Genomic DNA, 26,242 nt, shown 5'->3' on the forward strand with positions numbered 1-26,242 from the left:
CGCACCGCATTTGGTAGGCTCCGAGCCATGCTACCGCCCGATTTCGGGGCCGCGATCGACGCCGTCGTCGATCGCGAGGCTCCCGCTCTCCGGAAGCTCTGCTCCGACATCCACCAGAACCCCGAGCTGCGCTTCGAAGAGGTGAAGGCCGCCGCGTGGATGACCGATCTGCTCGCGTCGCGCGGGTTCGACGTCACGCGCGGGCTCGCAGGCATGCCGACGGCCTTCGCGGCCCGAGCCGGGCGACCGGGTGGGCCGAAGGTCGGGGTGCTCGCCGAGTACGACGCGCTGCCCGAGATCGGTCACGCGTGCGGTCACAACCTCATCGCGACCGGGGCGATCGGCGCGTTCCTCGCTGCGGCGAGCGTGGCCGAGCGCGCCGGCGGCGAGGTGGTCGTGTTCGGGACACCGGCCGAAGAAGGCGGCGGCGGAAAAATCAAAATGCTCGAGGCGGGCTGCTTCCAAGACCTCGATGCGGCCATCATGTTTCATCCCTTCGACCGCGACGTGCTCGCGCACCCCGCGCTCGCGTCGCTCTGGCTCACGTTCACCTTCCGCGGCAAGCCCGCCCACGCGGCGATCGCCCCGCACGACGGCAAGAGCGCGCTCACGGCGTGCCTCGATACGTTCCGCCTCGTCGACGGGCAGCGTGTGCACTTCCGCGACGGGGTACGCGTGCATGGCTTCGTCACGAACGGGGGCCAAGCCGTGAACATCATCCCCGAGCTCGCCTCGTGCGAGTTCGCGGTGCGCGCGCGCGACGGCGCCGAGCTCGAACGCGTCCGCGGGATCGTCGAACGGTGCGCGCGGGGCGCCGCGATCGCGAGCGACGTCCAGGTGGAGGTGGCCCTTCGAAAGGGCTACCGCGACATGCGCAACAACCTCGTGCTCGCGCGGGCGTTCGGCGCGCACCTCGCGGCCCGTGGCCGTAGGGCCGTCGAGACGACGAGCGCGGTCGGGGCCGGGAGCACCGACATGGGCGACGTGTCGCACGCCGTGCCCTCGATCCACCCGTGGCTCGCGATCTGCGACGAGGGCGAGAGCCTCTGCCACGAGCACAGGTTCGCCGAGTGCGCCGGCAGCGAGCGCGGGCTTACGACCGCCCTCGACGCCGCCAAGGCGATGGCCAAGACGGCCGTCGAGCTCCTCGTCGACGGTGAGCTGCGCGCCGCCGTGCGGGCCGAGCTCGCGGGCTAACGAGAGATGGGGGCCACCCGCGGCGGGCTCCCGACACCGGCCTCGCGTCGTGTGAGGTCTCTGTGGGGGAAGGTGGGTGTGGCATGGGCGATCGCGGCCTGTGCGCTGCTCGATTCGGGCTCCGCGGCCCGCGCCGACGAGCCCGCGGCCTCTCCGGGCACGGCGAACGTCGCTCCGCCGCGGCTCGTACGTGGGGGGGAGGTGCCTTACCCCGAGGGCGCGCACGGTGACGTGGAGATCGTGCTCGAGCTCGTCGTCGACAAAGACGGACGCGTGCAGGATGCACATTCCGTGGCCGGTGACGAGCCGTTCGCGAGCGCGGCCACGAGCGCCTCGCGCGACTTCGTCTTCGAGCCTGCGAAGCGCGGGGGCGCGCCGGTCGTCGCCAAGATCCGCATGAAGGTCGCCTTCGTCGAGGCGCACGAGCCGAGCGCGTCACCCGCCGGCCCGGCGCCACCCACGAGCGCGCCGAGGGCCGCGAAGCCGACCCCGATCGAAGAGGTCGAGGTCCGCGGCGTGAAGCGTGAAGCCGGCAAGACCACGCTCGGGCAGGCCGAGATCCGCGAGCTCCCCGGGGCCTTCGGCGACGCGTTCCGCGCGATCGAGATGCTCCCGGGGGTGGTGCCCATGGCGAGCGGGCTCCCGTTCTTCTTCGTGCGCGGGGCTCCTCCCGGGAACACGGGCTACTTCCTCGACGGCGTGCGCGTGCCGCTGCTCTACCACCTCGCGCTCGGCCCCGCCGTGATCCACCCGGGCCTCGTCGAGCACGTCGATTTCTACGCGGGGGCGCCCCCTGCGCGGTTCGGGCGCTTCGCGGGCGGGTTCGTGAGCGGCGAGGTCCGCGAGCCGGCGAAGCGGTTCCACGGTGAAGGCAACATCCGGCTCTTCGACACGGGGCTCTTGGCCGAGGCGCCCTTCGCGGGCGGGAAGGGCACGTTCCTCGGCGCCGGGCGCGTGAGCTACACGGCGCTGCTCTTCTCGGCGATCGTGCCCGAGGTCCGCCTCGACTACTGGGACTATCAAGGCCGCGTCGCGTACGACCTCACGCCGCTTGATCGTGTGTCCATCTTCGCGTTCGGGAGCCACGACTTCTTGGGCGAGGTGAACGAGGACACGGGCCGCGTGAAGACCGTCTTCGCGACGCAGTTCCACAGGCTCGACACCCGCTACGACCGCAAAATCTCGGGTGGTCGTATGCGCCTCGCCGTCACGCTGGGCGTCGACGAGTCGAGCCTCGGCGACGAGGTCGTGTCCCGCGATCGTATGCTCGCGACGCGCTTCGAGCTCGAGAAGAAGCTCTCGGACGACGTACTCTTCCGCGCCGGCGCCGACGGCACGTTCGATCGTTACGATCTGCTCGACGAGACGACCGGCTCGCGTGGCACGAGCGACTCGGTGCAGACGATCTACCCGCCGCGGAGCGATTTTGCCCTCGGAGCGCGCGCCGACGTCGTGTGGCGCGTCCACCCGCGGGTCGAGGTCGTGCCCGGCGCCAGGTTCGATCTCTTCGGCTCGGCGATCTCCGACGACGTGGTCGTCCTCGGTCCCCAGGCGGCGCGCACCACGGTGATCCCCGCCGTCGACCCTCGCCTCGCCGTGCGCACCAAGGTCTCCCCGAGCGTCACCCACGTCTCGACGCTCGGCCTCCAACACCAGACGCCCTCGTTCGTCGTGCCCATCCCCGGCCTCCAGGTCGGGCGCCTCTCGGAGGGGCTCCAGTCGGCCGTGCACGCGAGCCAGGGCGTCGAGGTCGCGCTCCCGTGGAAGCTCTCCTTGGCCCCGACGGTGTTCGTCGCGAATTCGTTCGGCCTCACCGACGCCGTGTCGACGTGCGGGACCGATTTCGACGTGGACGACCCTCGCTGCGTGAGGCGCGTGAGCGGGCAGACGTACGGCCTCGAGCTCTCCCTGCGGCGGGCCTTCGGTGAGCGTTTCACGGGGTTCTTCTCGTACACGCTCGCGCGCTCGACGCGCCTCACGCGGCCGCTCGGCTTCCGTCAGCGCGGAGGCGTGAGCTCGCTCGGGCAGCTCGGTTCGACCTTGCGCATCGCCGGCGAGTTCGATCGCACGCACGTCATGAACCTCGCGGCGTCGTACCTGCTCGGCGCGGGCTGGCGCGTGGGCGCGCGGTTCTACTTCTACACGGGGCGCCCATATTCCGAGGAGATACGCGGGGTTCCGATACCTCCCTACAACGGCTACCGGTACCCCGATTTCCACCGCTTCGACTTTCGCGTCGAGAAACGGTGGACGTTCGGCCAAACCGGCTACGTGGCCTTCGTGGCCGAGTGGCTGAACGCGACGCTCCGAAAGGAGGCCTTCTCGCTCGAGTGTGCGTCGTTCGGTGACAGCCCCGATCTCACGACGTCGCTCCCCGGCTCGCGCTGCAAGCCCCAAGAGGTGGGCCCGATCACGATCCCGAGCTTGGGCGTCGAGGGGGGCTTCTGACTACTTGTCGCCGAGGGGGCGGAGGCGCGTGACCTGCTTCTCGCGGCCTGCGGCGAGCGCTTCGAGCAGATCCGCCAGGCCTCGCTGGTCGGCGACGTCGGGGAGGCGCTCGTACTGACCGTCCCACAGCTCGAGCAAGACCCCGCGGTCGTCGAGCACCAGGCGATCGATCTGAGGCCAGGCCCAGCGCTTGAGGCGTGGCAAGCCGAACATGAGCACCTCGCGGGTCTCGATGCCCTCGTTCGTGACCACGACGCCGCGCATCCACGAGCGCGCCACGGTGCCGAGCGCAGAGACGAGGATGAGCATCGAGAGCGGCTGCGCGCCGAGCGGGCGGTTGCGGTCGCCCTCGACGATCCACACCCAGAGGCGGCTGTTGGAGCTCCCGTTGTAGGCCGCGACCACGATGGCCGCGACGACGAGCGCGAACGCGAGGTAGGCGAGCGAGGGCGCGCGCGCCTTGAACGGCGCGATGAAGGCACGCCGGACGGGCTTGTCGGGCGCGTAGGCCATGTCGAACCGCGCGACCGTGCCGTTCACCTCGGTGATCGAAGGTCTGTCGTCCTCGATGACGTCGGCGAGGTCGGGGAGATCACGCGGGGGAGGTTCTGGCGAGGCTTTTTCGCTCACGAGCTGCATCCAGGGGGGAACACGACGATAGCGCCCGGGCTTGGGTCGAGCGAGAAGGTACCGCGGAGGCGGAAAAATCCAGGGTTTCGCGCGACTCGTCAGGCGCCGTGGTCTTTGCGGTCGTGCTCTCTCCGGTGCTCTCGGACGCCGGCGATCTCGCTCTTCGTGGGGTTGATGACGAAGAGGCCGTGATCGGCGTCGATCATGGCGATGTCGCCGTCGGACGCCCAGCGGAAGAGCCCCTTCACGCCGACCACCGCGGGCACGTCGAGCAGCGTGAGGAGCGCCTTCGTGCGTGGGCCGAACGCGCGCTCCGAGAGGGCCACGCCCGCGGGCTGCGTGCGCGCCGAGACGAGCAGGTCGAACACGGTGAGCGCGTCGCCGACGAGGATCGCCTTCGACGGCAGCTCGGCGCGTTTGTCCGACACGGCGAGCATGGTGACCGCGTCGCACAGGTCCTCGACGTCCTTGGCGCGCTCCTCGAGGAAGGCGTCCCGCGTGAAGCTCGCGGCCGTGCGCGTCACCTCGCGGGCGACACGCGCGAGGGCCTGGGGAATGCCGCCGTCCTCGGCCACGAGCTCGAGCGAGCGCTCGCGGAACCGCATGTCTCCGAGGATGTCGAGGTAGGTGGAGAGGAAGCGCGCGCCGTCGCCGAGCCCCGTGACCCTCGCTTTGTCGGCGAGGGCCGTGATGGCCTTCTCGGCCACGTCGAACGAGGCGCGCAGGCGCCGCTGCTCGAGCTTCGACTCGCTCTTGTCGAGGGCGCGCTCCGAGGGCCGCGCCGCGGGGCGACGGAGGGCCGCGACCGCACCGAGCGCCTTGCCACGGACGAACGGGAGCCCGGCCAAGGTGACCTTGCGCGTGCCTCCGCCCGCCTTGCGATCGTGGCGCTCACGGCGCACATCGAGGAGCTCGGCCTGCGAGATCCCCGCCGCGAGGAGGCCCCCCATGAGCGACAGCTCGGCGATGTCGTGCTCGGTGAACGCGCCCGATCGTCGCTGGAGCACGAGCGCGCCGAGCGGCCCCCGCCGGCCTCGCACGGGCACCGCGACGAACACCGGGAAGCGCTCTTCGCCGAGCCCGTCGACATGCTTGTAGGATGCATGCGTGTGCGCCACGTCGGCCGAGATGGGCCGCATGTACTCGACGGCGCGCCCGGTGATGCCCTCGCCGACGGAGAGCCGCACCTGCCCGATGGCGCGCTCGAAGCCCACGTTTCCGCGCATGACGAGCTCGGCCCCCTCGCCCTCGAGCACGTAGAGCGAGCACACGTCGGCCCCGAAGATCTTCGCGATGCGCTGGGGGCCCTCGTCGAGCAGCGTGCCGAGGGGCATGGGGCGCGCGGCGAACGCGACGAAATCGAGCACGCCGTCGAGCCTCGCGTCTCCGCGGGCGTGGACCTTTTCGGTTTTTGCCATGGTGCGTCAATCTTCGCCCCGAGGGCGAGCGGCGTAAACTCCTAGCCGTGGTCGCGCCGCGAGGAAAGGGGCTTCGCGAAGGCCTTGCGCGGGGAGGAAAGCCGCTTCCAGCAGGCGATTTTCCCCGGTATACCGCGGCACATGTACGACTTTCCCTCGAACGAGTGGGCCCAGGCCTACAAAGACGCCATCAACGCGAACCCCGAGTACAAGGTTCACGGCAAAGACTGGACGCACGGCGTCGTGGCGTTCGTGGTGAAGGCCGATCCGGCCCTGCATATCGACCACGACACGGCGCTCTGGCTCGACGTGCACGGCGGCGAGTGCCGCGAGGTGAAGCTCATGACCGCGGAAGAGGCCCAGGCCGCCGCGTTCGTGATCGTGGCGCCCTACGCCATGTGGAAGACGATCATCAAGCGCGAGATCGATCCCATCAAGGCGATGATGCAGAACAAGGTCAAGCTCACGAAGGGCCACATGCCCACGATCGTGCGCTACGTGAACTCGTCGCGTCAGCTCGTCGAGTCGACCTCGCGCGTACCCACCAAGTTCCGCGACGAGTAAAGCGCCGAGCGTCCGGTCGCGCGCGGGATGCCAAACGGCGCGCTCGCGTGCGACCGACCTTGACCTTCGAGCGAAAGAAAACCGAAGATACGCACCATGCCAACGTCGAATCCTCTCGTGCTCATCGCGGACGACGAGCCGTCCATGCTCGAGCTGGTCGCGCGCCACCTCACGACCATGCGCGAACCGAAGCTCGAGGTGATCCAAGCCCGCGACGGCGAAGAGGCCTGGAAGCTCGCCCGCGAGCACCTGCCCGACCTCGTCGTGCTCGACGTCATGATGCCGGGCATGAGCGGCTGGGAGGTGTGCCGAAAGATCCGCGAGGACATCGCGCTCGCGCACACCGGGGTCGTCATGCTGACCGGCATCGGCGAGAACCTGAACCAGCTCACGAGCCCGCTCTACGGAGCCGACGCGTACGTCGACAAGCCGTTCGAGTTCGAGGAGCTCGACGAGAAGGTCCGCGAGACGCTCTCGGCGCGCGCGTCGCAGCGCGAGGGGATTTCCCGTCCGTCGCTGAACGGCACCTCGGGGGGCGCCAAGCCCGCACCGACCGAGGACGAAGAGGCTCCGGCTCCGAGGAAGAAGGCCGCACCAGCCAAGCCCAAGGCCGCGCCGAAGAAGGCCGCGCCGAAGAAGGCCGCGCCGAAGAAGGCCGCGCCGAAGAAGGCCGCGCCGAAGAAGGCCGCGCCGAAGAAGGCCGCGCCGAAGAAGGCCGCGCCGAAGAAGGCCGCGCCGAAGAAGGCCGGGCCGAAGAAGGCCGCGCCGAAGAAAGCCGCGCCGAAGAAAGCCGCGCCGAAGAAAGCCGCGCCGAAGAAAGCCGCGCCGAAGAAGGCTGCGCCGAAGAAGGCCGCGCCCGCCAAGAAGAAGAAGTAGCTCGTCCCCACGAACGAGCCACGAGAGCCCCGCGCGCTTCGGCCCGCGGGGCTTTTTCGTGGGGCCAGGGTCTTGCGTAGGGAAAAGTTTCGTGTACGAAAGATGTCCGGGGTGCGACCCTCGCGCCCACCCGAAGGAGTCTTTGAGCCATGTCCCTCTCCCCGTTCCGCGAAGAGCACGACCAGTTCCGCAAGACCGTCCGCACGTTCGCCCAGAAGGAGCTCGCCCCCTTCGTCGACGAGTGGGAAAAGAGCGAGTGCTTCCCGAACGAGGTCTTCAAGCGCGCCGGTGAGCTCGGGCTCTTCTCGGCGCACTACAAAGAGGAGCAGGGCGGCCTCGGCGGTGATTACTGGTTCAGCATCGCCAAGGGCGAAGAGCTGCCGCACTGCAACTCGGCCGGCGTGTCGATGGGCCTCCTCGTCCAGGGCGACATGGCCACGCCCGTCATCGGCGATCTCGGCACGAAAGAGCAGATCGAAGAGTTCTTGAAGCCGGCGCTGCGCGGCGAAAAGATCGCGGCGCTCGGCGTGACCGAGCCCAACGCCGGCAGCGACGTGGCCGGCATCCAGACGTGGGCCCGCAAAGACGGCGACGACTACGTCATCAACGGCGCGAAGACCTACATCACGAACGGCACCCGCGCCGACTTCGTGACGCTCCTCGCGAAGACCTCACCGGAGCAGGGCGCGCACGGCTGCAGCTTCTTCCTCGTGCCCACGAGCACGAAGGGCTTCATCGTGTCGAAGAAGCTGAAGAAGGTCGGAAACCACGCGAGCGACACCGCCGAGCTCGCGTTCGACGAGATGCGCATCCCGAAGCGCTACCTGCTCGGCGAAGAGAACATGGGGTTCATGTACCTCATGCAAAACTTCCAGACCGAGCGCCTCATCGCGGCGACGAGCTGCTGCGGCGGCATGCAGATCGCCCTCGACGACGCCGTGGCCTACGGCCGCGATCGCAAGGCGTTCGGCAAGCCGATCATCAAGCGCGAGTACTGGCAGCACAAGTTCGTCGACCTCTACACGAAGCTCGAGGCCGGCCGCGCGCTCTCGTACAAGGCGGCCGAGTCGTACAACCACGACAAACACGTGACCGGCGGCCAGGTGAGTATGGAGACCGTGAAGCTCATCAGCATGGCGAAGGTCTTCGTGGGCGAAATCTCGAGCGAGATCATCGACCAGTGCATGCAGTTCCACGGCGGCGCCGGGTACATGGAAGAGTACAAGATCGCGCGCGCGTTCCGCGATCAGCGCCTCCTCCGCATCGGTGGCGGCACCACCGAGACCATGCGTTACTACCTCGCGAAGCTCATGGGGCTCTGAGCCCCGCGCGTCGACGCGCTCCCTTTCACGAGCACCCCTTCGCCCGCCCTCCGCGCTCCGGATCGGCGGGCGAAGCCGTGATCTGCGCATGAGATGGAGCCTTTGGCCCTGGCGACGGAGCCGCGCTACGCTCTTGGAATGCCGAGTCGGAACGCGCTCGCGGTGCTCGATAGGCCGCTCTCTACCCTGCCGAGGTTCGTCCTCTTGAGCGCGTTCGGCCTCGGGCTCGTCGTGGCCAGGGTGGCCTCCACGCACTCGCCCGCGTACTCCTTCCTCGCGTGGAACCTCTTCCTCGCGTGGATCCCGTACACGCTCTCGCGGGTGCTCGTGTGGGTGCGCGCGAAGAATATGCATTCTGCATGGGTCGGCGCCGTGGGGCTCGCGTGGCTGCTCTTCTTGCCGAACGCGCCGTACCTCGTGACCGACGTGATGCACCTGCGCACGGCCCACGGCGCGCCGCTCTGGTTCGACGCCGTCATGCTCATGACGTTCGGGTGGACGGGCCTCGCGCTCGGCATCGAGTCGCTCGCGATCGTCGCGAAGCTGGTCGCCGCGAAGGCCGGCGTGGCGATCGCGCGCACCTTCGTCGTAGTCGTCGCGCTCCTGTCGGGGTACGGCATCTACCTCGGACGCTTCGTCCGGCTGAACTCGTGGGACGTGGCGCGCCACCCGGGGTGGTTCTTGCGTGAGGCCGCCGAGCCCCTCGTGCACCCGCTCGACACGATGCGCGCCTGGAACGTGACCCTCGTCGTGGCGGGCCTCTTCGTGCTCGGCTACGCGACGATGCGGCGACCCGCGGCCGAGCCCGCGCCGACCGACCCTCCCGGGTGACTCAAGAACGCGAGCCGGGGAACAGGGCCTTCGCGTCGTCCCGCGTGAGCACGACGAACGTGAGCACGCCGAGCAGGGTGCCGAGCGGCATGTTCGTGCAGAGGATCCCTGCCAAAATATAGATGAATGTCAGGTGTTTACGCTGCGCGATGCATCGGCCCGCGAAGATCGTGAGGCCGCCTATCGCCGCGACGACGACGAACGCAAAGAGGCCCATCACCACGAAGACCCACCCGAGCGCAGCGGGCGGCGGGGGGCCGGCGTCGTCGAGCGCGCCTACGACGATGCTCGCGCCGAGCGCCACGTGCACCATGAACAAGAACGAGAACAGGATCGTGAGCGCGCCCATGACGTAGTACCCCACCGCGAGCTGCCCGAGGTGCTGCTCGGCTCGGGATGGTGCGAAGGGAGGCGGCGAGGGAGGGAGGGGACGAAACGGGGCCACGAGGATGAGCGTAGCCGAACCGTGAGCGCGGTGCGATTCGGCAACGACGTCCGATTTGTCGGCGCGAGGGCAGGAAGGCTCGCTACCGTGGCGTCGCCATGGATTGGATCGTTCCGCTCGTGTCGCTCATCGCGATGGAGATCGTGCTCGGCATCGACAACATCGTCTTCTTGTCGATCCTCGTCTCGGCGCTCCCCGAAGAGCAGCGCAAACGTGCGCGCGCGATCGGGCTCGGGCTCGCCCTGGTCGCGCGGCTCGTGCTCCTCCTCGGCATCCGCTGGGTGATGGGCCTGTCGACCGCGATCTTCCACTGGTCGAGCCTCGGCTTCGTACCCGAGGTGTGGGTGCAGAACCACCACGTCGACGCGGTGACGGGGCGGGATCTCGTGCTGCTCCTGGGAGGCGCGTTCTTGGTCGGCAAAGCGACGACCGAGATCCACAAGAAGATGACGGGCAACGAGGGCGAAGAGGTCGCGGCGAAGGCGAAGGGGGCGAGCTTCGGCGGCGTCATCGCTCAGATCATCGTGCTCGATCTCGTGTTCTCGCTCGACTCGGTCATCTCGGCGATCGGCATGGTGCAAGAGGTGTGGGTCATGTACGTGGCGACGCTCGTCGCCGTGGGCTTCATGGCGGCGTTCTCGGGCAAGGTGTCGAAGTTCATCGAAGAGAACCCCACCTTCAAGATGCTCGCGCTCGCGTTCCTCGTGCTCGTCGGGGTCATGCTCGTCGCCGAGGGCATCGGGTCGCACGTGGGCAAAGGGTACCTCTACGCGGCCATGGCGTTCTCGTTCGTGGTCGAGCTCTTGAACATGCGCATGCGCAAGAAGGCCAAGGTGCACGCGCCGCCGCCGGCCGAGAGCGGCTCCTGAGCGCCTCGATCGAGGTGGCCACGAACGCGCGGTGAATGGGCGAAACGCGCGGTATCCTGGGGCGCATGTCGTTCTTCCCGAAGTGCACCTTCCAGTACTTCCTCGACGGCGGCCCCGAGCTCGTCCCCGGTGAGCGCAACCAGGGCCGGCTCGTGCTGCACGTACCCGAGCCGATCGAGCGCGCCGAGCGACTGCTCATGAACCTCCGCACGGAGGCGTGGGCGGGGTACGGCTCGGGCAAGAACCGCCGCGTCGTGAGGCAGCAGCTCCTCTTGATCCCGCTGCGCGTCGATCTGCCCCCGGGCGGCATGCCCGCGGGCCGCCACGAGTACCCGTTCCACTTCGACGTGCCCGCGTGGATGCCTCCCGCATTCGATGGAAATGATTGTGGAATTTACCACGAGCTGACCGCCGAGCTCGACGTCGACTGGGCGTTCGATCCCGTGTCCAAGCTGCGCCCGGTCGTGCGCCTCAGGCCGGCCCGCGGGCGGAGGGCGCCCGTGATCTTGAGGTCACCGAACGGCTTCCACGAGAGCATCGTGCTCGAGGTGAGCCTCGACTCGGCGGTCGTCGCGGAGGACGAGCCCCTCTCGGGGAAGATCGCCGTGCGCGCGGGTCACGAGGCGCGCTGGGACGGGATCGTGCTCGTGCTCTCGCGCATGACGACGGTGGCCATGGGCCACGGAGATCGCCGCGCGCAGGACGTCTCGAGCGTGCGCATCCCCAAGGCGAGCTTGCTCTCGGGCGAGGCCGTCCCGTTCTTGTTCCCGCCCGACCCGACGAACGTCCCGACGTTCGGCTCTCCTCAGCTCACGGTCGACTACGTCGTGCGCGTCGAGGTCGACATCCCCTGGGCGATCGACCCTCAGATCGAGGTGCCGTTCACCGTCCTGCCGCGCGGCTCGGAGGTCTCCGGCGAAGGGAGCGAGCTCGAGGTCGGTGGAGCCCGCTTGCGACAGATGGCGCACTACGTGGCTCAGCAGACCGGCCTCTCCGAGGGAAAGTCCCCTGTCATCGTGCGCGGGCGTCAAGGGGCGGTCGACTTCTGGCTGACCGACGCGCCTCGCGAGGGTGGGCTCGGTGTCGACGTGTCGCTCGTGTTTCCTGGGGTCGGAGTGGACGTGCGCATGCGGCCCCTCGGTGTGCTCGACGGCTTTCGCGAGTCTCCGCTCCTCCCACGCGAGCTCCGCGACAAGGTGCTCCTTCGTGTCGACGCGCCGGAGGGGCGATACGCACGCGCGCCGCTCGGGGAGGCCGAGCTGCACGCCATCCTCGACGGGCTCGGTCGGGCCGACGCGGTCCGCATGACCGACCATAGCCTCGAGTTCCACGTGCCGACGACCGACGACGCCGAGCGCCTCGTGGAGCTCGCTCGGTTCGTCGCGCACAAGGCCGAGATCGTGGGGCGCGTGCTCGCGAAGCTCCCGTTCCCCACCGCGCTCGAGGCGCACCGTGCCGCATGGGAGAGCGCGGCGGCCGAGCGTGGTGCGTTCCTCGTGCCAACCGGGCCTCATCTCGTCGGCATGCCCATCGGGGTTCGGACGCTCGGCGGAGAGGAGCGGACGTTCGTAGTGAAGATTGGGACCGAATGGGGGGGAAAGCCTCATGGTTTCATAGAGATAAGCTGTGTCGCTGCGCCACTGCCCGGTCCCGCCGCGGCCATGCTCGAGGGGCAGGTGCCGCACGCGTTGCTCGCGCCGATCCGTGGTCGGCTCACGAGCCTCGCGCAAGAAGGGCCACACACCGTCCGTGGCCACGCGCCCGAGATCTTCGACGACCCTCGCGCGGCGATGCCGACGGTCGATGCCCTCGTCGCGTTCTGGCTCGACGTGCGCGGCGAGCGCCGGGTGGATGCGCCGTACCGGTGACAGGGTGCGCCCGGGTCTCGGTGCGCGGGTGCTCGGCGCCATCGGGGGCGCGTGAGCCTCTTTCGGCCCGAGTGCCGGCTCGCGTTCCTCTTGGACGATGGCCCCGTCATCACGCCCGGCACTGTCGTCCCGGGGAGGATCACGATCGTCGCGCCGAGGCCGATCTCGCGCGCGACGGCGCTCACCGCGAGGTACCGCTCGTACGCCTGGCTCAACGACGAGGGGGAGGGCGGGCGCCGCGAGGTGGTCCTCGCCGAGCGAACGATCCGGTTCGACCTTCGCGAGGGCCTCCCCGAAGGCCGCACCGAGCGCGCGCTCACCTTGGAGGTGCCGCGAGGGCTGCCCGAGGCGGCCGCGGGCTCGCAGTGGGCCATCGTCCACGAGCTCGCGGCGCGGCTCTCCGTCTCCTGGGCGCTCGACCCGAAGCGTACGTTCGTGATGCCGATCCGGACGCCGCCGGCCCTCGTGGTTCGCCCTCCGGTGCTCGTTCGTTCGCCGCCGGGGTTCGATCGCGACGTGGTGCTCGACGTGTCCCTCGGCGCGGGCGCCGTCGTGGTCGGAACGTCCCTCGAGGGGCGGGTCGCCCTCCGCGCGGGCGCCGAGGCAGCGTGGGAATCCGTGGTGATCGTGCTCTCCCAGGTCGTGACCGTCGACGGTGGCCTCGTGCGGCGGCGGTTCGATCTCGCGGAGGTCGAGCTGCCCCGCGGGCGCTTCCCGGCCGATCGCACGTTGATGTTTCGATTCGTGATCGACTCGGACGTCGCCCCCACCGTCTCCGACGCGCGAATAAGTGTAAGCTACATGCTTCGCTTCGCGATCTCTCGCAGGTGGTCGCAGCGCGCATGGATGGAGCTGTCGCTCGAGATTTTGCCGAAGGGCGCCGACCTGCGCGGTCAGGCTGACGTGCCGGAGCTCGGCGATGGCCGGAGGCGCCGGCTCGCCGAGGTCATCGCTCACGAGACCGGCCTCTCGCCCGGCGAGGGGGACGTGCTCGTCGAGGGGCGCGAAGGTCCCGTCGAGATCGAGATCCGTGACGCCCCGGAGGACGGCGAGCTCGGCGTGGAGGTGGCGCTCGCGTTCCCCTCGCTCGGGGTGGCGGTGCGCACGCGGGCTCCCGGTCTCTTCCGGGGGGGGCGTCGTGTGCCGCCCGAGCTCGATGGAAAGATGCACGTGACGGTCGACGTTCCTCCGAGGCGCTATGCCCGCGAGCCCCTCGGAGAGCCTGAGATCTTCGCGATCCTCGAGGGGCTAGGTGGCGCGACCTCCGTCGACCTCGCGAGCCGTTCGTTGCGGTTCCGTCTCCCCGCCACGGACTCCGTCGAGAGCCTCGTCGCGGTCGTGAGGCTCGCCAAAGCGAAGGCCCAGGTCCTGTCGAGCACGATCTCCGCGCTGCCGTTTCCCCTCGCGTTCGAGCCGCATCGGGCCGCGTGGGAGGCCACGGCAGCCGAGCGCGACGCCCACCTCGTACCTTCGGGCCCTCACCTCCTCGGCGCGGTCGTGGTCGTGCGCACGCTCCTCGGCGAAGAGCGCCGCTTCGTCGTGAACGTGAGGACGCTCTGGAAGGGCGAGCTTCGAGCGATGGTCGAAGTCTCGTGCCCCGGCCTCGGGATCCCGGCCCAGGCCTACGCGGCCCTCGACGGGGCGACTCCTCACGCGGCGCTCCTCCCCGCGCTCGCCGTCCTCGAGGGCATCCACGCGCGCGAAGAGCTCGGCCTCGCGGGCCACGTCCCGGGGCTCGTCGCCGACCCGCGGCGGCTGCTCTCGGCCGCGGAGGACCTCGTCTCGTTCTGGCTCGAGGTCCGCGGTGAGCGCCGCGTCGACGCGCCCTACCGCTGATTTCCCGGTCGGGCGACGGTCGCGCTCCGAGGCCCAACGTGTCCTCGGTCGTGTATCGTGAAGACCTCACACGTTGATCTGGGGTGCCCGAATGACGCGATCCGGCGACGACGAACACGCGCGGGTGACGAGCGAGCTGGCGTTCGCGGCCACCATCATGCCGACGGTCGAGTCCGTGAAGCCATGGACGTTGGGCACGCTCGACCACCTCCGGTCCGCTTCACCATCGGACGGCGTGGTCGCGGGCGTGGAGCTCGGGCCGGTCTTGGGTGAGGGTGGCATGGGGATCGTCCGCGCGGCGACGCAGCGCTCGCTCGGGCGAGACGTGGCCGTGAAGACGCTCCGCGACGACCAGAACCACGGGCTCGCCGTGAGCAAGCTGCTGCGCGAGGCGCTCATCACGGGGGCGCTCGAGCACCCCAACATCGTGCCGGTCTACGATCTCGGGCTCGACCCTCGTGGCACGCCGATGTTGGTGCTGAAGCGCATCTCGGGCGTCGCGTGGCGCGAGCTGCTCGAGGCCCCGGAGCTCGTGAAGCGCCGCTTCGGCGCGGCCGACCCTCTCGAGTGGCACCTGCGCATCCTCATGCAGGTCGCGAACGCCGTGCACTTCGCGCACTGCCGCGGCATCGTCCACCGCGACATCAAGCCCGACAACGTGATGATCGGCGAGTTCGGCGAGGTGTACGTGCTCGACTGGGGCATCTCCGTCTCGCTCCACGACGACGGCACGAGGCGCCTCCCGCTCGCCTCCGAGGCCACGGACATCGCCGGCACGCCGCTCTACATGGCTCCGGAGATGTTCGGGGGCGAGCCGCCCGACGAGCGGACCGACGTGTACCTACTCGGAGCGACCTTGTACGAGGTCGTGGTCGGACATCCTCCTCATCGCGGGGGCTCGATCGTCGAGATCATGTCGAGCACGATCACGCCCGCGCCGGCCCCGGAGCACGTTCCTCCCGAGCTCGTGGCCGTGTGGCAGCGCGCGATGGCGTACGAGCGTGCCGACCGGTACGCGAGCGCCGAGGAGCTCCGCCTGGCGCTCCAGAGCGTGCTCGACCATCGGGCCTCGACGCGCCTGTGCTCCGGGGCCGCCACATCTCTCGCCGAGCTCCTCGGCGAGCTCGAGAAGGAGAGCTCGGCCGAGCGCCGCGAGGCGATCTACAACTCGTACGGTGAGTGCGCCTTCGGCTTCCGCCAAGCCCTCGAGGACTGGCCCGACAACGAGGTCGCCCGCCGCGGGCTCCGCGAGGCGACCGTGGCGATGGCTCGCTACGAGCTCGAGCACGAGGACCCTCGCGCGGCGCGCGTGCTCTTGGCGAAGCTCGACCCTCCTGCCGAAGACCTCGCGCAGCGGCTCCGTGAGCTCGAGGAGCGCGTGCGTCACTCGGCCGAGCGCATCGAGGCCCTGGAGCGACTCGATCGCGAAATGGACCCGAACGCGGGCTGGCGCGGTCGCGCGGCGCTGCTCGTCGTTCTGGGCGCGCTGTGGGTCGTGGTGCCGCTCCTCGTCGGCTCGTTCTACGCGGCGAGCCCGGACTACGCGTCGCTCTTCCCCGTCCCCGCGACCATGCTCGCGGTGGTGCTCGTCGGTGCGTTGACGCTCCGGCGCTCGATGATGCGCACCGCCTTGAACCGGAGCATCGTCGGCGCCGCGGCGCTCGCGTTCTTCGCGCAGATGGCGGTCCACGTCGGCTCGTGGCTCGGGCACGTCCCACCCGACGAGAGCCAGCGGTTCATCCTGTTCAACTGGTTCCTCATCAGCGCGATGATGGCCATCACGGTCGCGCCGAGGCTCGCGATCGGTGCCGTGGGCTACCTCGCGGCGTACGTGCTCGCGTCGCGGTGGTTCGGCCTCCGCTACGTCCTCATGGCGGGCTCGAACGCGCTCTTGCTCGTCGCGGCCTTCGCGGCCTTCGGGCGCAGGCGCCCCCCGCACGACGGGCCATCGAGGCGCGGCGAAGGCGCTCGCGAGGCGCAACCTCGCGCCGCAACGGATCGCGGTTAGGCGCGCAGGTCCCGCAGGACACCGCACCCCCTCATGGGCGCCTTCCGTCCGTGTGGCTGGGCCTCGAGCCATCGGTCGGGCCTATGGCACCCATAGGGCCCACCATCCTTTCGCAACGGGGAGGTCGTCGTTTCCCTATCTCCCACGCGTCCGAGCGGTCCGCTCGCGCGTAGCCCGAGAACCTTCAAGGAGACGACCTTCATGCACGTCCGCGCCGCCACCTTCGCCCTCTTCGCCCTCCCGTTCGCGCTCGCCCCGCTCGGCGGTGCCGGTTGCTCGAGCGACGCCTCGACCTCGGACGCCGGGACGAGCTCGTCGAGCACGGGGACCACCACGTCCACGGCGACGTCCACGACCCCGAGCGCGACGGGTACGGGGACGACGCCTCCACCGGGCCCGGCGCTCAACGGATGCACGACCTACTCCGACCGCACCGGTGACGCCGCGAAACGCGAGATCGCGTGGGGGTTCTCCGTGTCCTCGACGCCCGAGGCCTGCATGAGGATCAAGGTCGGTCAGACCGTCACCTGGAACGGTGACCTCGGGAGCCACCCCCTCGCCGCGAAGGGAGGCGACTCTCCGTCCCCGATCACGAACGCCGCGACGGCGAAGTTCGACAAGGCGGGCACGTACGGGTTCGTGTGTACTCTGCACTCGTCGATGCAAGGGGCCATCGTCGTCGTGGAGTAAAGAGCGCCCGAGGAGCGCAACCCGGTGCGTCGTACGATCGGGCTGCCTCTCTTCGTCATGGCTACCTGCCTTGGGCCCCGAGCGCTCGTAGCAGGTCGAGGTCGACGCCCGAGAGGTTCGTCATGAGCCGCGCGCGGCGCGGAGCTTCTCTTCGAGGCCCATCTCGAAGAAGGCGCGCAGCTCCTCTCGCATGGCCAAGACGCGCGAGGTGCCCACGTATTTGCGCTCGATTCGCTCCGTGAACCTCTGCGCGGCGCCGTTGGCCAGGCGGTACCGCTCTCCCTCGTGGGTGCCCTCGTCGTGCACGTAGGACACGCCCTCGTAGAGCCGCCGGCGGAGGCGCTCACTCGACGCTGCCGAGAAGCCGGACACGCCGTGAGCGAGCACCACGTACTTGTCGACCTCGGCCTGGATCTCGAGCTCGAGCTGGGTCGTCTCGCGTTTTCGCTCGGCGCGCGCGGCCAGGTACACGAAGTGGCTCACGCCCTCGATGATCTGGCAGAGCGGGTCGAGCGCGCGGGTGTCCGAGTCCGCGGCGAGCTTGGGGACCCGAAGCTCGATCTCGAGGGCGTCGCCTGCGTCGCGAACGAAGACGGCCTCGCGCTCCTCTCCCTCGGCGAGGGTCACGAAGTCGCCGACGTGCGGCAGCTCGCCGAGCCGGTAGAGCCGCGAGAGCCCTGCCTTGACCCGCTCGGCGAGCGCGATCTCTCGGATGAGCCCGGCGCCGTAGCCGTCGAGCCTCCGCACGTCGTCCGTCACTGGAAGACCTTCTTGCCCTTCGGGGTAGTGAAACCGTGGGCCGACAGCGCCGAGGCCAACGTCTCGCTCTGGGTCTTCTCCCAGCGCTCGTACATCTTGAGGATCCCGGTGACGCCCTCGGCGCCGCGCGCGAGCGTGAGGTTCGCGACCTCGCCGACGAGCGCCACGAACACGTCGAACTTCCGCGCGAGCTCGGCGAAGATGTTCGGCCCCGCGTCTTCTTGGCCCCGGGTGAGGAGGCTCCCAGCCGACTCGTACGCGCGCGAGCCGATCGTGACGATGTACGTCTGGTCCACGCCCCGCCGCTCGAAGTGGTCGAGGAAGAAGCCGCCCGTGTAGAGAGTGCCGTCGCCGAGCGCGCGCAGCTTGGCGAATCGCTCGGCGAGGTCGTTCGTGTGGAGCGCCTCGTCGAGCAGGAAGGCGAGCGGCCGATCGAGCGTGGCGCCACGTTGGGCGTCCGGTTTGGCGAACTCGGAGAGCACCCCCGCCAGGTAGTGGGTGGTGCCGCTCGACGCTTCGACGCGCCGCGCCTTCATGGCGTCCTCGAGCGCGCCTTGAAAGAACCCTTCGAGCGAAGCCGTGGCCAGGATCGTCATCGCAAACCTCCTCGTGTCTCCGGCGCTTCCAGGGCGAAGCCCGGCTCCTTCGAAGGTACGGTGCGGCGCGTCGGCCGGCAATTTCGTCAACGTTCTCGATGGTTTGCCGGTGCTTTGATGGTGGCGCTCGGGTGTCGCCGCTGCCAACGGGGGCAGGGCACACACGTTCAGCCCTTGGATGGAAGAAAAGCGCAATATTTCCGACTGGATAGAGAAATCGCCCGCGCTTCGGCCGGGGTCCCTTGACGGTTCTGCGCCAGCGATTACGTTCGCGGCGCTGTCAGCACTCACACATCTCGAGTGCTAACAAACGTCACCGGCCGCTCCCGCGGGCGGGGCAACCGTCACGCTGGGAGCCGAGACCGCCTTTTTGGTGGCCGCGGCCACCGCAAGAACCCGAAACTCTCAGGAGTCACGAACATGGCCATTCGTCCCCTTCAGGACCGCATTCTCCTCAAGCGCGTGAAAGAGGAAGAGAAGACCAAGGGCGGGATCATCATCCCGGACAGCGCCAAAGAGAAGCCCATCGAGGGCGAGGTCGTCGCCGTCGGCAACGGCAAGGTGCTCGACGACGGCACCGTCCGTCCGCTCGACGTGAAGGTCGGCGACCGCGTGCTCTTCGGCAAGTACTCGGGCACCGAGGTCAAGATCGACGGCGAAGAGCGCCTCATCGTCCGCGAAGACGACATCTTCGTCGTTCTCGAGAAGTAACTCGCCCCTTCGCCGCCAGGAGGCCGTTCGCGTGCTCAGCGTACAGAAGTACGCTTCCGGGCGAAGACCTCCCCTTCCTCCCAGACTCCGTGGGCCGCATGCGCGAGGGGGAGCGCTCAAGGCTCAACAAGTTTCAGCAGAGGTATCGCACCATGGCAGCTAAAGAGATCGTCTACACCGAGAACGCTCGTAACCTCATCCTCGCCGGCGTCAACGCCCTCGCCGACGCGGTGAAGGTCACCCTCGGCCCCAAGGGCCGCAACGTCGTCATCGAGAAGAGCTTCGGCTCGCCCACGGTCACCAAGGACGGCGTCACCGTCGCCAAGGAGATCGAGCTCGAGAACCGCTTCGAGAACATGGGCGCCCAGATGGTGCGCGAAGTCGCCTCGAAGACCAGCGACGTGGCCGGCGACGGCACCACGACCGCCACGGTCCTCGCCCAGGCGATCTACCGCGAGGGCTCGAAGCTCGTCGCCGCCGGGCACAACCCGATGGAGATCAAGCGCGGCATCGACGCGGCGGTCGCCACCCTGACCGACACGCTCAAGAAGATGGCGAAGCAGACCAAGGATCCCAAGGAGATCGAGCAGGTCGGCACCATCTCGGCGAACGGCGACAAAGAGATCGGCGAGAAGCTCGCGCAGGCCATGGAGAAGGTCGGCAAAGAGGGCGTCATCACCGTCGAGGAGGCGAAGAGCGCCGAGACCACGCTCGACGTCGTCGAGGGCATGCAGTTCGACCGCGGCTACCTCTCGCCCTACTTCGTGACGGACCCCGAGCGCATGGAGGCCGTCCTCGAGGATTGCTTCATCCTCATCTCCGAGAAGAAGATCTCGAACATGAAGGACCTCCTCCCGGTGCTCGAGGCGATCGCGAAGCAGCAGAAGCCGCTCCTCATCATCGCCGAGGACATCGAGGGCGAGGCGCTCGCGACGCTCGTCGTCAACAAGCTCCGCGGCACGCTCCACTGCGCCGCCGTCAAGGCCCCCGGCTTCGGCGACCGCCGCAAGGAGATGCTCAAGGACATCGCCACCCTCACGGGCGGCCAGGTCATCGCCGAGGAGCTCGGCCTCAAGCTCGAGAACGTCACGATCTCGGACCTCGGCCGCGCCAAGCGCGTCTCGCTCGACAAGGACAACACCACGATCGTGGACGGCGCCGGCGAGAAGGACAAGATCACGGGCCGCATCTCGGAGATCCGCGCGCAGATCGAGGCCACCACCTCGGACTACGACCGCGAGAAGCTCCAGGAGCGCCTCGCGAAGCTCGTGGGCGGCGTCGCCGTCGTCAAGGTCGGCGCGGCCACCGAGACCGAGATGAAGGAGAAGAAGGCCCGCGTCGAGGACGCCCTCCACGCGACCCGCGCGGCCGTCGAAGAAGGCATCGTCCCCGGCGGCGGTGTGGCGCTCATCCGCGCGCAGGCCTCGCTCGACAGCCTCAAGCTCTCGGACGAGCAGATGTTCGGCGTGAAGATCATCCGCCGCTCGATCGAGGAGCCCCTCCGCCAGATCGTCGGCAACGCCGGGCTCGAGGGCTCGATCGTCGTCAACAAGGTCAAAGAGGGCAAGGACGACTTCGGCTACAACGCCGCGACCGACACCTACGGCAACCTCCTCGGCATGGGCGTCATCGACCCGGTCAAGGTGGTCCGCACGGCCCTCCAGAACGCGGCCTCGGTCTCGAGCCTCATGCTCACCACCGAGTGCCTCGTCGCCGAGCGCCCCAAGGACGAGAAGCCCTCGGCCGGTGGCGGCCACGAGGGTCACGGCCACTTCTGAGCCGCACGTAGGCCGTAACGCCTACGCGTGACCTGCGAGCCCCGAGAGAGAAATCTCTCGGGGTTTCGCGCATTTGTGGACCACGAAGAGATCCGTCGAAGATGTTTGTCACCTGTGGTTGACAAATGTGGGGTGGCGGGCCAGATGTTTGTCTATGAAAGGTGACAAACATGCCATCGGTCGGCGACGGTTCGTCTCGGGTGTGTGTGGGGCGCTCGGGCTCTTCGGGGCCGGCTTCGTCGCGCTCCCCGGGTGCGGTGTGTACGCGGCGGAGGAGGGAGAGGCGTTCTCTCCGTGGGACTTCCCTGGGGGTGAAGCCAGCCCCGAGCGCCTCGTCGCGCGCGCGGCCCTCCTCGCCGCGAGCCCTCACAACACGCAGCCGTGGGGCATCTCGATCGGAGAGGGGCGCCTCGGGGTCCGCGCACGCCTGGACCGTCACCTCGGCGCGATGGACCCGCTCCGCCGCGAGCTCCACGTCGGGCTCGGGTGCGCCGTCGAGAACATGGTCGTCGCGGCGAGCGTGGTGGGGCGCCGCGCCGATATCGTGTGGCTCCCTCGGCCCGAGGACCCCGCCCTCGTCGCGGAGGTGACGCTCGTCCCGGGTGCGCCGAGGAGCCCGTACGTCGATGCCATCGCGCGCCGCCACACGAACCGAGGGGCCTACCTCGACGTGCCCTTCCCGCGGGAGCTCGAGGGGATGCTGCGGGCGCTCTCGGACGATCCGGTCGTGGGGCTCCATGTCGTCTCGAGCCCCGCGGACCGTGCGCGCTTTCGCGAGGAGACCGTACGCGCGACCGAGGCCATCGTGGCAGACGCGGAGATGCTCGCCGCGAGCGACGCGTGGTACCGGCACTCGGCCGACGAGATCGCCGCGCACAGGGACGGCGTGACCCTCGACGCCACCGGGAACGGCGCGTTGACCCGCACCTTCGGGAAGGCCTTCGCGCGCCCTCGGCGGAGACCGCGGCGTCGTACTGGCTCGACTCCACGCGGACCTCGCACACGACCGGCTCCGCGTTCGTCGTCCTCTCGACCCCTGCGCCGAGCACGCGCGAGGTCGAATTACGTGTAGGACGCATCTACCAGCGGATGCACCTCGCGGCGACCCTCGAGGGGCTCGCGATGCAGCCTCTGAATCAGCTCGCCGAGCGGCAAGACCGCGAGGAGGAGCGCGGGCTCCCGGCGAGGTTCGGTGGGTACCTCGAGAGCGTCGTCGGGCGCGGACGTCGTGCGCAGATGATCTTCCGGATCGGGTACGCGTGGGACGACGCTCCGAAGAGCCCGCGCCGTCCGCTCGAGTGGGTGCTCGCGTGAGGCGCCTCGTCGCCTTGGGGTGCGCCTCCGTGATGGTGATCGTCGCGCGCACGGCGTCGGCCGATCCTGGGGATGCCCCGGTCCGGGACGTGCCGAGCGCGCCGCCCGCGCGAAGCTTCGTGCCCACGGTGGGGGTCGGCCTCGGTGGGCTCGCGGAGACCGCGAAGGTCGACGTGTTCGGGACCGAGTCCTCGGAGCGACGTGGGGACACACGCGCCGTCGTGAGCCTCGGGCTCGCGCATCGAGTCGTGAGGCTCGGCGCGCGTGTGCGGCTCGACGGGCACGCCCAGATCGGGCTCGGGCCGACCTTCTTCGGGGGGCGGTATCAGGTGCCCCTGCGCGAGGACGTGACGTTCGTGTTCGACGCGACGTCGTTCCTCGGCCTTCGTGCGGGCCTCGGGCTCGGTGTGGTCGTCGACGCCACGCGTGCCTCCATGAGCTACGGCGAGGTCGGCGTGCCCGTCGGTGCGACGTTCTTCGAGGCGATCGAGCTCGTCTATCGGCCGTACCTCGGCGTCCCCTTTTCGTCCGACGATCGCGCCACGTTCGGCGGGACCCGCGAGGTGTCGGCCGCGCTCGCCGTGGTGCCGTTCGATCTGACGCTCCGGTTTCGGATTTCGGCGCTAGGGTTCTGACCCGCGCATGGCTGCCAAGAAGAGGCCCCCTCCGAGCGTCGAGCCTCCCGTCGAGACGGACGGGCGCAAGCTCCGGCGGCTCCGCACCGAGGAGCGCCTCGTCTCGGCCGTGGGAGAGCTCCTCCGCGAAGGGGGCGTGGCCGCGCTCGGCGTGAACGCGGTCGCCGAGCGTGCCGAGGTCGAGAAGGTGCTCGTCTACCGATATTTCGGCGGCATCGACGGCCTCATGGCGGCGTACGCGGCGAGGTCCGACTTCTGGCCGACGCTCGACGAGCTCTTGGGGCCCGGGCGCGAGGTCTTGCGTGACACGGACCCAGCGCGCGCGGCGGCACGCGTGCTCGGCAACTATGCGCGTGCGCTCCGAAAACGAAAGGTCACGCTCGATCTCTTGGCCTTCGAGTGCAGCCAACGAAACGCGCTCACCGTGGCGCTCGAGGAGGTGCGCGAGCGGCGCTCCGAGGAGCTCTACGCGGCCCTCGCCGGCGCGGGGTTTCCAGTGTCGGGCCCCGTGGGGGCGGTGGGCGCCCTCTTCTCGGCGGCCATCAACTACCTCACCGTGCGGGGCCGCGACATCCGCGTGTTCGGCGGGCTCGCCGTCCGCACGGAGAGCGATTGGGACGTCATCGAGGGCGCGATGGAGTCCGCCTTCCGCGCGCTCCTCGTCGCGCGCGCCTGACCGTCGCCGCAGGGCCGTTCTCGTGCGCCGCCCGGAGCGGACCATGGATAAAATCGTCCATAGTTTCCTATATTTGTCGACGGGTTGAGGCGTCGCGCGGAGGTGCGTCGCTCAGCGCGCGCGGCGCTTCTTCTTCGGCTCTTCGCGTGTCGTCGCGATGTCCGTGTCGGCGTACTCGTCGTGGTGGCGTGCGGTGCTGCCCGAGGCCACGCGCACCCGGCCGTCGCGTGCGTCGACCCGGACGCGCTGGCCGAGCTCCGGGCGTAGCGACGAGCGCGCTTGTGCGCCGCCGAACGTCTCGATGAGGCCGGGCATGCGCCGGAGCATGGCGCGCAGCACCGCGCCCTTTTGCCACGTCACGAAGAGGATCGCCGCGAGCGAACCGAACATCACGAGCGGGATCTGCGCGTGCAAACCGAAGGGCCGGAGGAGGAGCGGGACGAGCACCCACCCGAGGCCCCACATCGTCCACATGAGGCGACGGAGGCTCTTTACGGCCGCGTCCTCGGCGGAGCGATCGATCGCGACGAGGCTCGTGGGAGGGGGAGCTACCGACGGCGCGCGCCCGCCCGCGTGCAGGGCCTCCCCGATGCTCTTCGCGCGCGTGCGTGGGTCGGGGTCGAGCATCTTCTCGAGCGCGGCGACGAGATCGGGGCTCACACGATCCCCGAGCGCGCCGCGGACGTCGACCCGTAGCCCATCGTGAGGCAAGGTCTCTGGCTCTTGCCCGGTGAGGGCGGCGAGCGCGGTGGCGCCCACGGCGTACACGTCCGTGCTGGCCTGGGCGCGCCCCTGGAACTGCTCGGGCGCCATATACCCCATCGTGCCCACGACGGTGCTCGCACCCTTGCGCAAGAGGAGCTCGGCCACGGCGCCGAAGTCGACGAGCACGTAGCTCCCGTCGGGCCTGCGGACCACGTTGCGCGGCTTGATATCGCGGTGGACGACGGGCGACGCGCGCCCGTGCAGGTACGTGAGCGCGCTGTCGGCGCTCGCGAGGAACCGGCGCACCTCGGCCTCGGAGAGGGTGCCGTCGCGCTGGCGCATGGCCTCCATCGTCTCGCCTTCGACCTTCTCCATGACGAGGTAGAGCGAGCCCTCCTCTTCGAAGTGCTCGATGTAGGTTGGCACGAGGGGGTGATCGAGCGTGGAGAGAACACGGGCCTCGCGCTCGGCGAGCTCGACGTCTTTCCATCCCCGGGCCCCGCGCACGTCGAAGCGCTTGATGGCCACGGCGCGGCCGTTTTGCAGGTCGGCCGCGTCATAGGTGACGCCCTGCGCCCCTTCTCCCAAGAGCGCGTGCGGAGCATACCGCCCACCCCGAAGCCGCTCCGGAACGTCCATGCCGCGGGCAATAGCAAACGCGGCGCGCGCGAGCTAGGGCACGCGCGTCAACGTGCCGTACGCGGGACTGCACTCGGTCGCCGCGGTCACCTCGGCGCGCATGGACACGTCGATCGTCCAAGCGCCCGCCGGTGAGGCCGGGTAGCGCAAACGGAGGACGTCGCCGGTCACGGGGGCGGGCTCCGCGCTCGTGTCGTAGCGGACCGTGACGGTCCCAGGCCCGCGTGTGTCGCCGAAACCCCCATCGACGGCCGGTTTGGCCTCTGCGGGCCGCTCTTCGACGGTGATCGACGTGCGCTTGGCCACCTCCCCGCCGCACGTGGCGCCGAGGCATACGTAGAGCTGGCTTGCGTTCGTGAACGTGACGATGGGCACGGTGAAGGTGCCCGTCAGCTCGGGTCGGACGTAGCCGCCGCTGCTGCACTCGGGGGTGGTGCTGCCGCAGCCCGAGAAAACGAGGGGAGCCAGCAAGGCGACGAGAGAGAGGAGGGGAGCGCGCACGGTGACCTTTCGCGGGCACGGAAGGAAGCCCCGCCTCGTGCGGAGCCCCTCGTGATCCTCACGTCGTCGATTCTATCCGTAGTCGCGCTGAACAGCTAAGCCGAATTGCGTAGCTCGTTATCCCAACACGGCGAAGGTCTGTTGGTTGAGGCCGACGAGCTGCCCCGATTCCGTGTAGAGCTCACGAATCTCGGCCACGTAGCCGTCGTCGTTTCCGAGCGCGCGCGCCGCGTGGAAGAGCGGCGCGTCGGGGTCGAGGGTGCGCGGGTCGACGAGCGCTTGGAAGGCGAAGGTGATGGTCGCCATGGGGCGCGGCGCGGCGAGCCGGGTGAAGACGGCGGGCCAATACGCGTCAGCGAGGCACACGAGGTCGGCGAAGCGGAGGACGGCCCCGCGCTCTCGTACCCTCACCCACCCTTCGCACACGGCGGGCTCGACGCCCGTGAAGGGCAGGGGGCCCGTGGGGCGGTACTCGAGCATCGTCGCGAAGCGTGGCCCGAACGGCGGCCCGACGGGGACCTCCTGGGCGCTCGCGAACGCGGGTGGGGGTGGCCTCGCCGGCGCGAGCGTCGCTTCGAACCCTCGCCCGCGACCGAGCACGCCCGTGGCGACACCGCACACGACCCCGTCCGCCTCGATGCGGGCCATGACCGTGGAGGCGCCGCTCCCGCGGCGAACGGGGCTCACGACGATCGTCGCGCGGCCCACCGGGAGGGGCGCGGGGATCTCTCCGGTGAGCGATCGGAGGAGGCGTGTGTCGTCGTTCTCGGAGGCCACCATGGCGTTCGCCAGCGCGCCGAGCACGAGCCCGCCGTATGCGCCGCGGCCTTGCTGGAAGCCGTCCGGCACGTCGATCGTGAAGGTGCCGTCGGCCTGTTTTTCGGGGGTGATGACGTCGGCGAGCGTACGCAAAGAGGGCTCTCGGA

25 protein-coding genes are annotated in these 26,242 nt (G+C 69.4%); 17 read left to right on the forward strand and 8 right to left on the reverse strand.

The window, feature by feature from the left end; translation table 11 throughout:
• Positions 1-27: 27 nt before the first annotated feature.
• Positions 28-1,197: a M20 family metallopeptidase gene (locus IPK71_10015; protein MBK8214068.1), complete on the forward strand. Its 1,170-nt coding sequence runs from the start codon at positions 28-30 to the stop codon at positions 1,195-1,197.
• Between the two features lie 78 nt (positions 1,198-1,275).
• Positions 1,276-3,645 (forward strand): TonB-dependent receptor plug domain-containing protein, encoded by a 2,370-nt coding sequence (locus tag IPK71_10020; protein ID MBK8214069.1) that lies wholly within the window; start codon positions 1,276-1,278, stop codon positions 3,643-3,645.
• Here IPK71_10020 and IPK71_10025 read toward each other — a convergent pair whose 3' ends face one another.
• Positions 3,646-4,275, reverse strand: a complete 630-nt coding sequence (locus tag IPK71_10025) for a hypothetical protein (GenBank protein MBK8214070.1) — start codon at positions 4,273-4,275, stop codon at positions 3,646-3,648. It abuts the gene before it with no gap.
• Positions 4,276-4,373: 98 nt separating this feature from the next.
• Complete coding sequence (locus tag IPK71_10030; protein MBK8214071.1) at positions 4,374-5,693, reverse strand: GAF domain-containing protein; 1,320 nt, start codon at positions 5,691-5,693, stop codon at positions 4,374-4,376.
• 141 nt (positions 5,694-5,834) lie between these two features.
• Here IPK71_10030 and IPK71_10035 point away from each other — a divergent pair, with 141 nt between their 5' ends.
• The 4 genes from IPK71_10035 (at position 5,835) to IPK71_10050 (ending at position 9,286) form a co-directional block, all read left to right on the forward strand.
• Positions 5,835-6,257, forward strand: coding sequence for an SCP2 sterol-binding domain-containing protein (locus IPK71_10035; GenBank protein MBK8214072.1), 423 nt, complete (start codon positions 5,835-5,837; stop codon positions 6,255-6,257).
• A gap of 117 nt (positions 6,258-6,374) precedes the next feature.
• Positions 6,375-7,133: a response regulator gene (locus IPK71_10040; protein ID MBK8214073.1), complete on the forward strand. Its 759-nt coding sequence runs from the start codon at positions 6,375-6,377 to the stop codon at positions 7,131-7,133.
• 149 nt (positions 7,134-7,282) lie between these two features.
• Positions 7,283-8,455 carry an acyl-CoA dehydrogenase family protein gene (locus IPK71_10045; GenBank protein ID MBK8214074.1) on the forward strand — a complete coding sequence of 391 codons (1,173 nt, stop codon included), beginning with the start codon at positions 7,283-7,285 and terminating at the stop codon, positions 8,453-8,455.
• Between the two features lie 138 nt (positions 8,456-8,593).
• Positions 8,594-9,286 (forward strand): DUF1361 domain-containing protein, encoded by a 693-nt coding sequence (locus tag IPK71_10050; protein ID MBK8214075.1) that lies wholly within the window; start codon positions 8,594-8,596, stop codon positions 9,284-9,286.
• 1 nt (position 9,287) lies between these two features.
• On the opposite strand, the gene IPK71_10055 is transcribed toward IPK71_10050, so the two are convergent.
• On the reverse strand, positions 9,288-9,731 hold the full coding sequence (locus IPK71_10055; GenBank protein MBK8214076.1) for a hypothetical protein: 444 nt from the start codon (positions 9,729-9,731) through the stop codon (positions 9,288-9,290).
• A gap of 98 nt (positions 9,732-9,829) precedes the next feature.
• On the opposite strand from IPK71_10055, the gene IPK71_10060 reads away from it, so the two are divergent.
• From IPK71_10060 to IPK71_10080, 5 genes are all read left to right on the forward strand, one after another.
• A complete protein-coding gene (locus IPK71_10060) occupies positions 9,830-10,600 on the forward strand; it encodes a TerC family protein (GenBank protein ID MBK8214077.1) in 771 nt (256 codons plus the stop codon).
• 65 nt (positions 10,601-10,665) lie between these two features.
• Positions 10,666-12,468: a hypothetical protein gene (locus IPK71_10065; protein ID MBK8214078.1), complete on the forward strand. Its 1,803-nt coding sequence runs from the start codon at positions 10,666-10,668 to the stop codon at positions 12,466-12,468.
• Positions 12,469-12,519: 51 nt separating this feature from the next.
• Entirely contained in the window at positions 12,520-14,304 is a 1,785-nt protein-coding gene (locus IPK71_10070; protein ID MBK8214079.1) for a hypothetical protein, read from the forward strand.
• A gap of 91 nt (positions 14,305-14,395) precedes the next feature.
• Positions 14,396-16,312: a protein kinase gene (locus tag IPK71_10075; GenBank protein MBK8214080.1), complete on the forward strand. Its 1,917-nt coding sequence runs from the start codon at positions 14,396-14,398 to the stop codon at positions 16,310-16,312.
• Positions 16,313-16,513: 201 nt separating this feature from the next.
• A complete protein-coding gene (locus IPK71_10080; GenBank protein MBK8214081.1) occupies positions 16,514-17,002 on the forward strand; it encodes a hypothetical protein in 489 nt (162 codons plus the stop codon).
• A 120-nt stretch (positions 17,003-17,122) separates the two neighbouring features.
• Here IPK71_10080 and IPK71_10085 read toward each other — a convergent pair whose 3' ends face one another.
• Both IPK71_10085 and IPK71_10090 read right to left on the reverse strand, forming a co-directional pair.
• On the reverse strand, positions 17,123-17,761 hold the full coding sequence (locus tag IPK71_10085; protein ID MBK8214082.1) for a hypothetical protein: 639 nt from the start codon (positions 17,759-17,761) through the stop codon (positions 17,123-17,125).
• Positions 17,758-18,357, reverse strand: coding sequence for a hypothetical protein (locus tag IPK71_10090; GenBank protein ID MBK8214083.1), 600 nt, complete (start codon positions 18,355-18,357; stop codon positions 17,758-17,760). Before IPK71_10090 ends, IPK71_10085 begins: the two co-directional genes overlap by 4 nt.
• A gap of 420 nt (positions 18,358-18,777) precedes the next feature.
• Between IPK71_10090 and groES the strand changes: the two genes are divergently transcribed.
• The 6 genes from groES to IPK71_10120 all read left to right on the forward strand — a co-directional run bounded on the left by groES (position 18,778) and on the right by IPK71_10120 (position 23,471).
• Complete coding sequence (gene groES / locus IPK71_10095) at positions 18,778-19,068, forward strand: co-chaperone GroES (protein MBK8214084.1); 291 nt, start codon at positions 18,778-18,780, stop codon at positions 19,066-19,068.
• A 152-nt stretch (positions 19,069-19,220) separates the two neighbouring features.
• The gene (groL, locus tag IPK71_10100) at positions 19,221-20,846 is read left to right on the forward strand and encodes a chaperonin GroEL (protein MBK8214085.1); all 1,626 of its coding nucleotides are present in this window, start codon (positions 19,221-19,223) and stop codon (positions 20,844-20,846) included.
• Between the two features lie 154 nt (positions 20,847-21,000).
• On the forward strand, positions 21,001-21,918 hold the full coding sequence (locus tag IPK71_10105) for a hypothetical protein (protein ID MBK8214086.1): 918 nt from the start codon (positions 21,001-21,003) through the stop codon (positions 21,916-21,918).
• Between the two features lie 17 nt (positions 21,919-21,935).
• Positions 21,936-22,160, forward strand: coding sequence for a hypothetical protein (locus tag IPK71_10110; GenBank protein ID MBK8214087.1), 225 nt, complete (start codon positions 21,936-21,938; stop codon positions 22,158-22,160).
• Positions 22,157-22,795, forward strand: a complete 639-nt coding sequence (locus tag IPK71_10115) for a hypothetical protein (GenBank protein ID MBK8214088.1) — start codon at positions 22,157-22,159, stop codon at positions 22,793-22,795. Before IPK71_10110 ends, IPK71_10115 begins: the two co-directional genes overlap by 4 nt.
• Before the next feature lie 7 nt (positions 22,796-22,802).
• Positions 22,803-23,471: a TetR/AcrR family transcriptional regulator gene (locus IPK71_10120; protein ID MBK8214089.1), complete on the forward strand. Its 669-nt coding sequence runs from the start codon at positions 22,803-22,805 to the stop codon at positions 23,469-23,471.
• Between the two features lie 111 nt (positions 23,472-23,582).
• Here the strand turns inward: IPK71_10120 and IPK71_10125 are convergent, their stop codons facing one another.
• The 3 genes from IPK71_10125 to IPK71_10135 all read right to left on the reverse strand — a co-directional run bounded on the left by IPK71_10125 (position 23,583) and on the right by IPK71_10135 (position 26,228).
• Positions 23,583-24,815 carry a serine/threonine protein kinase gene (locus IPK71_10125; GenBank protein ID MBK8214090.1) on the reverse strand — a complete coding sequence of 411 codons (1,233 nt, stop codon included), beginning with the start codon at positions 24,813-24,815 and terminating at the stop codon, positions 23,583-23,585.
• A gap of 33 nt (positions 24,816-24,848) precedes the next feature.
• On the reverse strand, positions 24,849-25,316 hold the full coding sequence (locus IPK71_10130) for a hypothetical protein (protein ID MBK8214091.1): 468 nt from the start codon (positions 25,314-25,316) through the stop codon (positions 24,849-24,851).
• A gap of 117 nt (positions 25,317-25,433) precedes the next feature.
• Positions 25,434-26,228: a thioesterase family protein gene (locus IPK71_10135; GenBank protein ID MBK8214092.1), complete on the reverse strand. Its 795-nt coding sequence runs from the start codon at positions 26,226-26,228 to the stop codon at positions 25,434-25,436.
• Between the last annotated feature and the right edge of the window lie 14 nt (positions 26,229-26,242).

This window comes from Myxococcales bacterium (assembly GCA_016712525.1).
Classification (GTDB): Bacteria; Myxococcota_A; Polyangia; order Polyangiales; family Polyangiaceae; genus JAAFHV01.

What these genes read in the sequence shown, in the direction of transcription:
- IPK71_10075 (MBK8214080.1), top strand. Translation starts at nt 14,396, where the DNA reads ATGACGCGATCCGGCGACGACGAACACGCGCGGGTGACGAGCGAGCTG.
- IPK71_10105 (MBK8214086.1), top strand. Translation starts at nt 21,001, where the DNA reads ATGAAAGGTGACAAACATGCCATCGGTCGGCGACGGTTCGTCTCGGGT.
- IPK71_10080 (MBK8214081.1), top strand. Translation starts at nt 16,514, where the DNA reads ATGCACGTCCGCGCCGCCACCTTCGCCCTCTTCGCCCTCCCGTTCGCG.
- IPK71_10120 (MBK8214089.1), top strand. Translation starts at nt 22,803, where the DNA reads ATGGCTGCCAAGAAGAGGCCCCCTCCGAGCGTCGAGCCTCCCGTCGAG.
- IPK71_10015 (MBK8214068.1), top strand. Translation starts at nt 28, where the DNA reads ATGCTACCGCCCGATTTCGGGGCCGCGATCGACGCCGTCGTCGATCGC.
- IPK71_10065 (MBK8214078.1), top strand. Translation starts at nt 10,666, where the DNA reads ATGTCGTTCTTCCCGAAGTGCACCTTCCAGTACTTCCTCGACGGCGGC.
- IPK71_10125 (MBK8214090.1), bottom strand. Translation starts at nt 24,815, where the DNA reads ATGGACGTTCCGGAGCGGCTTCGGGGTGGGCGGTATGCTCCGCACGCG.
- IPK71_10035 (MBK8214072.1), top strand. Translation starts at nt 5,835, where the DNA reads ATGTACGACTTTCCCTCGAACGAGTGGGCCCAGGCCTACAAAGACGCC.
- groL (MBK8214085.1), top strand. Translation starts at nt 19,221, where the DNA reads ATGGCAGCTAAAGAGATCGTCTACACCGAGAACGCTCGTAACCTCATC.
- groES (MBK8214084.1), top strand. Translation starts at nt 18,778, where the DNA reads ATGGCCATTCGTCCCCTTCAGGACCGCATTCTCCTCAAGCGCGTGAAA.
- IPK71_10030 (MBK8214071.1), bottom strand. Translation starts at nt 5,693, where the DNA reads ATGGCAAAAACCGAAAAGGTCCACGCCCGCGGAGACGCGAGGCTCGAC.
- IPK71_10060 (MBK8214077.1), top strand. Translation starts at nt 9,830, where the DNA reads ATGGATTGGATCGTTCCGCTCGTGTCGCTCATCGCGATGGAGATCGTG.
- IPK71_10045 (MBK8214074.1), top strand. Translation starts at nt 7,283, where the DNA reads ATGTCCCTCTCCCCGTTCCGCGAAGAGCACGACCAGTTCCGCAAGACC.
- IPK71_10090 (MBK8214083.1), bottom strand. Translation starts at nt 18,357, where the DNA reads ATGACGATCCTGGCCACGGCTTCGCTCGAAGGGTTCTTTCAAGGCGCG.
- IPK71_10050 (MBK8214075.1), top strand. Translation starts at nt 8,594, where the DNA reads ATGCCGAGTCGGAACGCGCTCGCGGTGCTCGATAGGCCGCTCTCTACC.
- IPK71_10110 (MBK8214087.1), top strand. Translation starts at nt 21,936, where the DNA reads ATGCACCTCGCGGCGACCCTCGAGGGGCTCGCGATGCAGCCTCTGAAT.